This window comes from Verrucomicrobiota bacterium (assembly GCA_016871495.1).
In the GTDB taxonomy this organism is placed as follows: Bacteria; Verrucomicrobiota; Verrucomicrobiia; order Limisphaerales; family VHDF01; genus VHDF01.
Genome location: VHDF01000119.1, coordinates 1 through 11,302 on the forward strand (window position 1 = coordinate 1; position 11,302 = coordinate 11,302).

The 11,302-nt window shown below is 59.6% G+C and carries 10 protein-coding genes; 8 read left to right on the forward strand and 2 right to left on the reverse strand.

Annotated features, from left to right (window positions below; genetic code table 11):
• The 6 genes from FJ404_17975 to FJ404_18000 all read left to right on the forward strand — a co-directional run.
• Positions 1-1,140, forward strand: a 1,140-nt coding sequence (locus tag FJ404_17975) for a hypothetical protein (protein ID MBM3824743.1), incomplete at its 5' end; no start/stop codon positions are given.
• Between the two features lie 12 nt (positions 1,141-1,152).
• Positions 1,153-1,659, forward strand: a complete 507-nt coding sequence (locus FJ404_17980; protein ID MBM3824744.1) for a phage holin family protein — start codon at positions 1,153-1,155, stop codon at positions 1,657-1,659.
• Positions 1,660-2,017: 358 nt separating this feature from the next.
• A complete protein-coding gene (locus FJ404_17985) occupies positions 2,018-2,470 on the forward strand; it encodes an Hsp20/alpha crystallin family protein (GenBank protein MBM3824745.1) in 453 nt (150 codons plus the stop codon).
• A gap of 221 nt (positions 2,471-2,691) precedes the next feature.
• Positions 2,692-3,387: a succinate dehydrogenase cytochrome b subunit gene (locus tag FJ404_17990; protein ID MBM3824746.1), complete on the forward strand. Its 696-nt coding sequence runs from the start codon at positions 2,692-2,694 to the stop codon at positions 3,385-3,387.
• Positions 3,388-3,400: 13 nt separating this feature from the next.
• Entirely contained in the window at positions 3,401-5,314 is a 1,914-nt protein-coding gene (locus tag FJ404_17995) for a fumarate reductase/succinate dehydrogenase flavoprotein subunit (protein ID MBM3824747.1), read from the forward strand.
• 26 nt (positions 5,315-5,340) lie between these two features.
• Positions 5,341-6,090 carry a succinate dehydrogenase/fumarate reductase iron-sulfur subunit gene (locus tag FJ404_18000; protein ID MBM3824748.1) on the forward strand — a complete coding sequence of 250 codons (750 nt, stop codon included), beginning with the start codon at positions 5,341-5,343 and terminating at the stop codon, positions 6,088-6,090.
• A gap of 167 nt (positions 6,091-6,257) precedes the next feature.
• Here the strand turns inward: FJ404_18000 and FJ404_18005 are convergent, their stop codons facing one another.
• Positions 6,258-7,124, reverse strand: coding sequence for a protein-signal peptide and transmembrane prediction (locus FJ404_18005; protein MBM3824749.1), 867 nt, complete (start codon positions 7,122-7,124; stop codon positions 6,258-6,260).
• An 8-nt stretch (positions 7,125-7,132) separates the two neighbouring features.
• A complete protein-coding gene (locus FJ404_18010; protein MBM3824750.1) occupies positions 7,133-8,053 on the reverse strand; it encodes a serine acetyltransferase in 921 nt (306 codons plus the stop codon).
• 494 nt (positions 8,054-8,547) lie between these two features.
• Between FJ404_18010 and FJ404_18015 the strand changes: the two genes are divergently transcribed.
• Together FJ404_18015 and FJ404_18020 are read left to right on the forward strand one after the other, a co-directional pair.
• The gene (locus FJ404_18015; GenBank protein MBM3824751.1) at positions 8,548-10,047 is read left to right on the forward strand and encodes a hypothetical protein; all 1,500 of its coding nucleotides are present in this window, start codon (positions 8,548-8,550) and stop codon (positions 10,045-10,047) included.
• A partial coding sequence (locus tag FJ404_18020) for a hypothetical protein (protein ID MBM3824752.1) occupies positions 10,038-11,302 on the forward strand: 1,265 nt, incomplete at its 3' end. The genes FJ404_18015 and FJ404_18020, both read left to right, overlap by 10 nt.

An 11,302-nucleotide genomic window follows, 5' to 3' on the forward strand; every position in this document is an offset into this window, starting at 1 on the left:
CGGGAGCGGAGCGGCTCAAGCAGCGATATCGAAAGTTTCGTTCTTTCGGTCCCTTCGAGGAGCGGAAAGGGGGAGCCTCAGGGACGCCGGCCAAGGCTCCGGCGGTTTGAAGCTGGATTTGCCGTGGCCCATTTGCCCCCGCTCGTTTTCGAGCCCTTGCCCTTTGAACGACCCTGGGGAGGTCACCGGCTGCAAGAGCTCTATCAGAAGCCCGGAGTGCACGGGAAGCCCGTGGGTGAAACTTGGGAGGTGGCGGATCGAGCCGGGGCAGAGTCGGTGGTCGCGGAGGGCGAGTTCAAGGGGGCCTCTCTTCGCTGGTTCATGGAGCATCGGCGCGAAGACCTGCTGGGTTTGTTGCTTCCGCATTTTGACGCTTCTGCCGGATTGGAGCGATTTCCGTGGCTCATCAAATGCCTTGATTGCGCCCAAACCCTTTCCCTGCAGGTCCATCCCTCTCCCGAGAAGGCCCGCCGTTTTGGTGGGGAACCGAAGACCGAGTTATGGTATGTCACGCGCGCGGCGGCGGATGCGTGTTTATGGGCTGGGCTGGAACGGCACGTTGAAGTGGAGGAGTTGGCTCGGGATGCGGGGAAACCGGGCTTTGCGCGTCATCTGCACCAGATTGCGGTGAGAGCCGGGGATGCATTGTTTTTGCCGAGCGGACGGCTGCACGCTCCGGGCGCCGGGGTGTTGATTTTCGAGGTGCAGGAGAACTCCGACACGACCTACCGGCTTTACGATTGGGATCGAGTGGGAGTGGATGGGCGTCCGCGTGCCTTGCATTTGAACGAGGGATTGGCCTCGATCGACGTGCATGATTTGCGCCCGCGGTTGGTGGCTGAAGACTGGAGTGATCCGGGTGCGGGTGGTCTGCGGCGGCGAACGCTTGCCGAGTGCGAAATGTTCCGGGTGAATGAATCGAGGTGCGGGGCTTCCGTGGAGATTCCGTGGGCTCCATCGGGTTCGGCGCGGGCTGTGGGAGTCGTCGAAGGCTGGCTGCGGGTGAGTGCGGATGGATTCGACGGACGGATGGGGGCGGGTCGCTGGGTTTTGATTCCGGCGAGCGCGGGTGGGGTGCGGTTGGAGGCGGAGGGTGAAGCGTGTTGGCTGGAGGTGGGTCCAGGGCATCAAAGGTGCTGACCGCGAGAGACGATGGAGATGAAGCCGCCCGCAGAAGGAATGGAACGGAAGTCAACGGAGAGCCGCGTGCGCGAGTTCTGTTGGCGCTGGATGCAGCAGGGCCTGGGAGTGTTGGTGGCAGGTTCGATTGTCCCCGGGTTAAAGTGGGAAGAATTCACGGACCTGGCCTTGGCCGCGTTGATGCTCGCCACGCTGCATGCGTTTTTGCGCCCGCTTCTCTTCTTCCTTTCCTTACCGCTGCTCGTGGTCACGCTGGGTTTGTTTATGATCGTCATCAACGCGGGCCTGTTGATGTTGGTTTCAAGGTTCTTGCAGCCGCGATTCGAAGTGGATTCGTTTGGGGCGGCTTGCTGGGGGGCGATCGTGATTGGATGTGTGGGGATGTTTGTCAAGGTCTTGAGATGGCCTTGGAAGACGAGGGTAAGATTTCATCAAGGGTTGCCGAGAAATCCCCGACAGACAGGGAGGCCAACGAGGGACTCGGACGGTCCTGGATCGGGCCCCATCATCGACGTTTGATTTCCTAGAGCTTGCTTCGCCAGGCACGAGTTCAGCTTCATGTTGAGACATTATTACTCGAATAGAGTTTGGCTATTTGATTTTTAACAAGAGTCGTTGTGTCTCTAAATAGAGACACTGTTGCACATTGACGCGAGAGCGTTTGTGGGCGCTCTTAAATGCAAATAATTGTTCAACAATATCTTAGATACAAGGTTAACCGTGCCATCTAGCTGGAATAAAAACTGATGGGAGATGGGTTAGGCTCGGATCTTGGGATTCGAGATTGCGGAAAACAAAGGTCGGTGAATGGCGTTGGCTGGCCGGAGTTTGAAAACCAATGATTCGCTTACAGCGCCATGGAAAGAGATCTGGAATTATGAATAATGTGGCTCGATGGAATCCGTTTCGAGAATTGGATGATCTGCATGCGCGACTGAGCTCTTACCTTTCTCCGGCGTCCGGACGCGGAGATGGTGGCCGGGAGAACATGACCGTGGCAGAGTGGGCACCGGCTGTGGACATCACGGAAGATGATGGGGCGTATGTGATCCGCGCCGAGTTGTCGGATGTGAAGAAGGACGATGTGCATGTGCGTGTGGATGCGGGAGTTTTGACCATCCATGGGGAGCGCAAACTGGAGAAGGAGGAGAAGAACAAGCGTTACCATCGCGTGGAGCGGTCCTATGGCTCATTTGTGCGCCGGTTTGGCGTGCCGGAAGATGCGGACGGCGACCGGATTGAGGCGGCCTTCAAAGATGGGGTTTTGGAAGTGAGGCTGCCCAAGCACGAGGTTGCCAAGCCAAAGAGCGTTGAAATCAAGGTGGGCTGAGCGATCTGTTGCATTGAGGGAGCACCTTGAAGGTGCGGAGGAATCGGTCAAGGCCGGGCGCATGGTGGCATGCGGCCCGGCCCATTTTTTTGAGGGGTGCGGATAAGTGGCGATAACGGGCGGGGAAGTGAGGCTTATACTTTTCCCGGCCCGTTGACGATGTATCCATGGAGCTCCTAGATTACTTCTCGTTGGCCCTGGCTCCAGGCTGAGGGCGCCCGATGAACCTGTTCTCTCAACTTTTTCGTTCCACTCTGGGTCGAAAAATGCTCATGGCCCTGACCGGTGCCGCTCTATTCCTTTTTGCGGTCGGGCACATGCTGGGAAATTTGCAAGTGTTCCTGGGTCCGGACTCGATCAATCGTTACGCGCACTTCCTGCACAGCTCGCCGGAGTTGTTGTGGATGGCGCGGCTGGGATTGCTGGTGGCGCTTGGGGTGCATGTGTGGGCGGCGGTATCGTTGACGTCGCAGAACCGGGCCGCTCGACCGGTGGCTTATGACGGGAATCGGGCTCCGACGGCGGCGAGTTACGCTTCGCGGACGATGTTCATGAGCGGTTTGATTGTTGCGGCATTTCTCATGTATCATTTGCTTCATTTCACGGTGCGGGTGCAGGCGGTGAATTTCACCGGGCATGATTTTGATGGATTGATGGATGCTCAGCAGCGGCATGATGTGCATCAGATGGTGAAGAGGGGATTTTCAAAACCGATGGTCTCGCTCTTCTATATTGTGGCGGTGGGATTGCTTTGCCTTCATTTGAGTCATGGATTGCGCGCGGCGTTTCAATCTTTGGGCTTCAAGAATCGCGCGTGGAGCCCGGTATTGGACCGGCTGGCTTTGGTGGCTGGGGGGGCGCTCTTTGCCGGTTATGCGGCGGTACCCTTGGGGGTGATGTTGGGCTGGGTGCGATGAACGGTTCCGACCGATGAAACTGGACTCCAAGATTCCTTCCGGACCGTTGGCTCAGAAATGGGAACGGCACAAGTTCGAGATGAAGCTGGTGAATCCGGCGAACAAGCGGAGATTTGATGTGCTGGTGGTGGGGAGCGGTTTGGCCGGCGCGTCGGCCGCGGCGACGCTGGCGGAGTTGGGCTACCAGGTGGCCTGCTTCTGTTTCCAGGACAGCCCGCGCCGTGCTCATTCCATCGCCGCCCAGGGAGGGATCAACGCCGCGAAGAATTATCGCAATGACGGCGATTCGGTGCATCGGCTGTTTTACGATACGATCAAGGGTGGGGATTTTCGCGCGCGCGAGGCGAATGTTTACCGGCTGGCGCAAGTGAGCGTGCAGATTATCGACCAGTGCGTCGCGCAGGGTGTTCCGTTCGCGCGCGAGTACGGCGGTCTGCTGGACACTCGCTCGTTTGGGGGTTCGCAGTTGCAGCGGACCTTTTACGCCCGGGGGCAGACGGGGCAGCAATTGTTGCTCGGCGCTTACCAGGCTTTGTCAAGGCAGATTGGTTTGGGCACGGTGAAGATGTTTCCCCGCACGGAGATGCTTGAGCTGGTCCTAGTGGACGGGGCGGCCAAGGGCATTGTCGTGCGGGATTTGGTGAACGGAGAGGTCCGGTCCTACGCGGGGGACGCGGTCGTTCTGGCTACGGGGGGATACGGCAACGTTTTTTATCTCTCCACCAACGCCGTGGGGTGCAACGTCACCGCGACCTTCCGGGCCTACAAGAAGGGGGCTGCTTTTGCGAATCCGAGTTTCACCCAGATTCATCCGACGTGCATCCCGGTGAGTGGAGATCATCAGTCGAAGCTCACGTTGATGTCGGAATCGTTGCGCAACGACGGACGGGTGTGGGTGCCGAGAAACAAGACGGAGAGTTCGAAGCCGGCTTCGAGTGTGGCGGATGCAGACCGGGATTATTTTCTGGAGCGGAAGTATCCGAGTTTCGGCAATCTGGCTCCGCGGGACATTGCGTCTCGCGCGGCGAAGGAAGTGTGCGATGAGGGTCGGGGTGTGGGGCCCGGTGGCTTGGGTGTTTATTTGGATTTTGCGGACGCGATCCGCCGGCTGGGAGAGAACAAGATTCGCGAGCGGTACGGGAATTTGTTCGACATGTATGAGCGCATCACGGGTGAGAACGCCTACCGGCAGCCGATGCGCATTTATCCGGCCGTGCATTACACCATGGGGGGGTTATGGGTGGACTACCACCTGATGTCGAATATTCCCGGGTTGTTTGTGGTGGGGGAGGCTAATTTTTCCGATCACGGGGCCAACCGCCTGGGAGCCAGCGCGCTGATGCAGGGGCTGGCGGACGGTTATTTCGTCCTGCCATACACCCTCAGCCATTATTTCGCGTCGAACAAGCCCAACCGGCCGGCGACGACGCATCCGGAATTCAAGAAAGCGGAGGAGGAGGCGCGGGCCCGATTGAAGCGTCTTCTCTCCAGCAGCGGCAAACGCACGCCCCGCTCCTTTCACCGCGAGCTGGGTCAGCTGATCTGGAATCATTGCGGGATGGCGCGATCGAGGGAGGGTTTGACTGCGGCGTTAAGGAGGATTCCCGAGTTGCGGGAGGAGTTTTGGAAAACGGTGGCCGTGACGGGCGGCGTCGAGGGATTCAATCAAACGCTGGAACATGCGGGGCGCGTGGCGGACTTCATGGAATTTGCGGAGCTGATGTGTTTGGACGCGTTGACGCGCGAGGAATCTTGCGGCGGCCACTTCCGGGTCGAGCATCAGGAGGAGGGAGAATGCAAGCGCAATGACGAGCAGTTTGCCCATGTGGCGGCCTGGGAATATGCGGGGCCGGGCCAGGCGCCGGTCCGCCATGCCGAGCCTTTGGTGTACGAGGAAATCAAGATGGCCAGCCGGAGTTACAAATGAGGTCGTCGCATTGATTCCGACTTTCTATGCATCTCACGCTCAAGATTTGGAGGCAGAAGGAACCCGGCGACACGGGGGCTTTTGAAACGTACTCGCATCCGGGGGCGCATCCGGACATGTCCTTCCTGGAGATGCTGGATGTGCTCAATGAGCGTTTGATTTTGGAGGGGAAGGAGCCGGTGGCGTTCGATTCGGATTGCCGGGAAGGCATTTGCGGAACGTGCTCGCTGGTGATTAACGGAGTTCCGCATGGAGGGCAGAAGGGGACGACGGCCTGCCAGCTTCATTTGCGGAAGTTCAAGGACGGTGACACGATTACCATCGAACCCTGGAGGGCCAGGCCGTTTCCGGTGACCAAGGATCTCTGTGTTGATCGCACCGCGTTTGACCGGATCGTTCAGTCCGGGGGATTCGTGTCGGTGAGCACGGGAGGCGCTCCAGACGCCAACTGTTTACCGGTGCCGAAGGAAGACGCGGATCTTGCCATGGACGCGGCCCAATGCATCGGGTGTGGCGCGTGCGTGGCGGCTTGCAAGAATGCCAGCGCGATGTTGTTTGTTTCCGCCAAGATTTCCCATCTGGGTTTGCTGCCTCAGGGGAAGGTGGAGCGCGACCGGCGTGTTTTGAACATGGTGAAGACCATGGATGCGGAAGGGTTTGGCGCCTGCACCGTGACCGGGTCATGCGAGGCCGTGTGCCCCAAGGAAATTCCGCTGACGTTCATCGCCCGGATGAACCGGGATTACGGGCTGGCGCTGATCAAAGGGCGGAGCTAAGCCGGATGTTTCATACTGAGCTTGAATCCGCGACAGTGTGCCGCGTGAGGTCACGCGGCCTACAATCGCGCTTGCCTCAGTGTTCGTAGGCCCGGTGTCCTCACCGGGCGTTCCGTGCATGAGATATGCGGGCTAAGCCATTCGCGCTTCCGGGGGGAGGAGCAGGTTTAGGGTGCGGTGCCGCGCTGATCTTCCGAAAAACGGAAAGCCTTTTTCCCGGTGAGATCCGCGCTGGTGAAGGTGGGGCACCAATATTTTTCCACGTGGCTGACGACCAGGTCCGTTCCGGTGAAGTGGTCCACACCGGGTGGACGTTCGGGGTTGTACATGGTGTCGGTCATGTCGCGCATGAGGGCGACTTTCTTGCCCATTTTCACCATCTGGCGGATGCCGAAGGGGCGTCCGAGGACGCACATGTTGAGATGCACACCGCAGAGGATGACGTGATCGATTTGACGTTCGGCCAGGAGATTCCAGGTTTCCTGTCCGTTGTCGGTGAGGGCGTCTCCTTCGGCCAGGGAGAGGGTTTTGATTTGGCGGGTCCAGGCTTCCCGGATTTCGCATTTGCGGCCGGGGCAGGAACAGCCCATGTCGGAGTCATCGATGGGGAGGACCTGTTCAAATTTCGGGTCGGGCCAGCACCAGGCGGTCCCCCAGCGCTGCAGGGTTGAGAGCGGTGCGGGCGGGACGCTGGTTTTGGAGCGCAGGGCCAGTTGACGTTGGGGTGTTCCCTGGTAAAAGGACGTTACGCTGCTGGGTGCATGGATGATGAAGACGCCTTTGGAGCGGGCCAGGTTGACGACCTCGTTTAACGGACCGGCCATTTCCTCGACGCGACGGGCGGCGGACCGGCACCAATGATCGTCCCACATATCGCAGATGATGAGGGCGGTTTTGTTGGCGGGCCAGGATGCGGGTTTGACCTCCGCGGCACCGGTGGCGGGGGCCCTCGAGCGGAGTTGGAGCGTCAAGGTATCGGCGGCACTCATGATCAGAGAGGAGGTCCAAAGGCAGAGAAGGAGGGAGAGGCGCATGGCGTGGATTAGATTTGGAATTCGAAGGAGGATTTCTGGCGTTCGCCCTTGTTGACGACCTTCATTTTGACTTCTTCCTGGACGACGAGCGAGTGAGCGGGAACCGAGTGCATGAGAAAGACATTGGCTCCGATGGTGCTGCGGGCGCCGATCACCGTTTCTCCGCCCACCACCGTGGCCCCGGCGTACAGCGTGACGTGGTCCTCGATCGTGGGGTGGCGCTTTTGTCCGCGCAACTGCTGGCCTCCCGCGAGGGAACGCGCGACCAAGCCAACGCCCTGATACATTTTGACGTGGTGACCGATCTGAGCCGTTTCTCCCACGACGGTGCCCGTTCCGTGGTCGATGAAGAAGTGAGAGCCGATGCTGGCGCCGGGGTGCAGGTCGATGCCGGTGCGCGCGTGCGCCCATTCCGTCATGATGCGGGGAATGAGGAGAACTTCATTGAGGTAGAGTTGGTGCGCCAGTCGTTGAACGGCGATGGCCTCGATGAAAGGATAGGCCACGATGATTTCTTCCTTGCTCAGTGCGGCGGGATCGCCGTTGAAGGCGGCTTCTGCGTCCGTTTGCAGGAGTTCGCGGACTTGGGGCAGAGTGGCGAGGAATTCCCGGGCCCATTTATGGCCCACGGCGCGCAGGTTCTTTTTTCGAAATCCTTCCGGGGGGCGGTACTCGATGCTCTTGCAGATTTCGTCTTCCAGTCGTCCCAGGACGGAGTCCATGAGATTGGCGGTTTCAACTTTCAGTTCGGAAGAGTGGATGGGTTTTTCGTCGAAGAATCCCGGGAAGAGAAGGCGCAGGAGATCCGTCGTGATGGCGGCGATCGCGGATTTGGAGGGCAAGTTCTTGCCGTCGAGGTGGTTGATGCCACCCGAGCGCGCGTATGAAGCGATCAAACCGTCGGTCAACTCGGTGATCGAGGCGTTCATGGCGTCCATAATCCGGCACTCACGACCCGAAAGCAAGCAGGCCGGAAATCGTTGGAGGAGGGCCAGTGCATCGCGTGCAGGTGGGTCACGTGTGTGGGCCAAAGCGGTAGAGGGCTACCGCAGTCCAAGACGCTTCGCGACGGCGAGGCGGTTGGAGAATCCGCCAGGACTTGATAGGGGTAGGGACGAGGGATAGAACCTCGCCCCTACCTCTGTCGACAATTTGCGCGTGCGCCGGGGAAGGATCCTGGAACCCTTCGATTCGGGTGCGAGGGTGGAAACTATTCAATCAATTGATGGTGAACAAGTTGTCTTGAGGCTGGGTGGGGATGTCCGATTCTGTTTTCGACGTCCATATAGGGTTGAAGGCTGCTCTGATGGGGCGCTGGATTTGGGTTTGGCAAACGGTCGAATGGCAGGTGAAATGATTGAGAATCAAGCGGGCTTGCGGGGCATGGAATGTGCTCCGCCAGAATCGCTCGTGGAATGGACGTATGAAAAGAATTGGGCGGAGTTTTTGGAACGCGTTGTGGATTTTTGGGTTGGCTTCCGTCTGCGCGGGGGGGGAGTTGCGGGCGCAACGAATCGATCCCGGGGTCGACGTGTCCCCACCCCAGACCGAGGTTTCGGTGCAGACGTTGAAGGCGGAAGCGTCCGAGTGGGGTGATTTTCGATCGCGCGTGTTCAGTTTCAGGTTTGAGCGCACGGCTCCGATGGATTTCGATTTGCCCGTTTTTTTCTCGTTTAAAGGTGGCACAGCCACGCAAGGCGTCGACTTCCGCGAGTTGCCTTGGTCCATCGTGATCCCCGCAGGCCAAGCCTCGGCGGAACTGCTGGTCGAGGCGGTGAATGACAGCGCGGTGGAGGGTGACGAATGGGCCGTATTGACGGTGGAACCTCCGGCGTGCGTGTTGATTTTCCCGCCGCCCCGCGAATGTTATCGAGTGGGAGAACGTTCGGTGGCGAAAGCGTTGATTCGTGATGATGATGGCGTTTCCGAAATCTCCGTGGTCTCCATCGAGGCCACGCTGCCGGAAACGCGCGAGCTCTGCGCGGAAGGGGTGCCTTGCACGAAAGAGTTGGTGTTGCCCGGGGTGTTCACCGTGGCGCGGACCGGATCCACGGCGGAAGAGTTGGAGGTGTTTTTGGTTTATTCCGGAACGGCCTCGCCCGGGGTCGATTATGAGGAACTCCGAAAGTCGGTTGTTTTCGGACGCGGACAGAAGTCCGTTGAATTGCGGGTGCTGGGGCTGGGAGACTACTGGCGGGAAGAAAATGAAACGGTGGTGGCCACGCTCACCGAGGCTGCGGTTGCGGTTGACACGACCCGGAAAGACGGGGGCGCGTACCGGATCGATCCGCAAAAGAGTTCCGCGAAGATCGTGATTCGGGACCGGCCAGCTCCCTTGTCGACGAGCATTCGGATTACGGATCCCGCGGCGGGCACGATCATTGCGCAGGGACATGCGATGGTACTACGGGCGATCGCCGTGGACACGCGCGGAGGGATCACGCGTCTGGAGTTTTACTCTGGCGATCAGAAGATCGGAGAATCCGAGATTTTCTTCATTCAACCTCCCGAGCCGGGCCAGCCGATTCTCCATGAAGTGGTGTGGAAGGACGCGCCGGCGGGCGATCACGTGTTGACGGCTCGAGGGGTCGATGCGACGGGCGCCGCAGTCGTTTCGGAAAAAGTGCGGGTCCAGGTGCGTTCCGGTTTCCTAGAAATGCCTGTGGTGTCGTTGCGTGTCCTGGAGTCCGAAACTTCGGAGCTTGCCCCTTGGATTCGAGTGAAGCCGGCCGTGGTCGAGTTGAGCCGGACCGGTGCGACGTCCGAAGCGTTGCGGGTGTGGATGGAGTTCAGCGGCACGGCGACCTATGGAAAAGACTACGAGGCGTTATCGCAATGGGTGGCGTTTCCCGCCGGGTCGAACACCGTGCAGCTCGTGATCTTCGGGACTGACGACGATCTAGAAGCGAGACGGTGGTACTGAGACTGAGCGAACCGCCCACCGACGCGCTGCCCATGTATCGGGTGGATCCTGATCGATACTTGGGCCGGATCATCATTTATGACAGTGACGGTGGCCTGACAACACCGCTGGTATCGGTGAAGCCCACGCAGCCTTCGACCTCCGAGCCGTGTCCGGTGTGTCTGGTGTTGCCGGGAGTATTCACGGTGACTCGAACGGGGGCGATCGACCGGGCGTTGACGGTGTTTTTCACGGTTTCGGGCAGTGCTCAGAATGGCATCGATTACGAGAGAATCTCCGGGCCGGTCACGGTCCCGTCGGGCAAGGCGTCGGTGGAGATTCCGGTCCTGGCCAAACTCGACGAGCTGGCGGAACCCATCGAGTCGGTGGTGCTGGAGTTGGTGATGTCCCCCACCGCGGGCCCGATCGATCCGTATCTCATCGATCCGTATGCATCCGCCGCCAAAATCGCGATTCACGATCGCGCCGATCGTCCGGGCAAAGCTTTTGTCGCCATCGTGGCCCCGAAGTCCGGGGAGCGCGTGATCCTTCCCGCGAAGGTGCCCTTGGTGGCGACCACCGTGGATTCCATGGGGGCCATGACCCGGTTGGAGTGGTTTGCCCAGGGCGAGAAGATTGGAACATCCGAAGTGTTTTTCATTCGGCCACCGGATCCAGGAATGCCGATTACGCATGAGCTTTATTGGGCTCCTTCGAAGCCTGGCAGCTACAAGTTGACGGCGGTAGGTGCTGATTCAACGGGGGTGAAAGTGGAGTCGGAATCGGTGCTTCTGGAGGTCGTGGAGGGCGGGAGCGTCGATCCCGTGAAGCAAGTGGTGGTGGAGGTGGTTCAAAGCGACGGATTGGCGATGGAGACGGGAGCGGATGGCAAACCGGACGCGGGCGTGCTCAAGGTGCGTCGAGTGGCGGGTCCCACCGACATCGAGGTGCGGGTGAACTATGAAGTCACGGGATCGGCGACACCGGGTGTGGATTATGTGGCCTTGGCAGGGCACGAAGGTCATCTTGTCGGGATAAGTGATCGGCGAGTTGGCCCGCCATCGCGCTCTCGGCCCGGTAGCGGACTTGTTCCATCGACGGGCATCGCGCCAGCGCCAGCAACCCTAGGAATAGAAAGATCGCCTCCAGTGGATAATACCCCGACGGCAGCGTGTAATGCTCACGCGTATGTCGCAACAGTCCCTCCGACAGCAGCGCAGGCAAGGCCAGCAGGACTCCCCCGTTGGCGACATCATCGGCGGCGGCAAACTCCAAG

Bases quoted from the DNA above. Each gene is read 5' to 3' on its own strand.
- FJ404_17980 (MBM3824744.1), top strand. From the start codon at position 1,153: ATGGAGATGAAGCCGCCCGCAGAAGGAATGGAACGGAAGTCAACGGAG.
- FJ404_17985 (MBM3824745.1), top strand. From the start codon at position 2,018: ATGAATAATGTGGCTCGATGGAATCCGTTTCGAGAATTGGATGATCTG.
- FJ404_17990 (MBM3824746.1), top strand. From the start codon at position 2,692: ATGAACCTGTTCTCTCAACTTTTTCGTTCCACTCTGGGTCGAAAAATG.
- FJ404_17995 (MBM3824747.1), top strand. From the start codon at position 3,401: ATGAAACTGGACTCCAAGATTCCTTCCGGACCGTTGGCTCAGAAATGG.
- FJ404_18000 (MBM3824748.1), top strand. From the start codon at position 5,341: ATGCATCTCACGCTCAAGATTTGGAGGCAGAAGGAACCCGGCGACACG.
- FJ404_18005 (MBM3824749.1), bottom strand. From the start codon at position 7,124: ATGCGCCTCTCCCTCCTTCTCTGCCTTTGGACCTCCTCTCTGATCATG.
- FJ404_18010 (MBM3824750.1), bottom strand. From the start codon at position 8,053: ATGAACGCCTCGATCACCGAGTTGACCGACGGTTTGATCGCTTCATAC.
- FJ404_18015 (MBM3824751.1), top strand. From the start codon at position 8,548: ATGAAAAGAATTGGGCGGAGTTTTTGGAACGCGTTGTGGATTTTTGGG.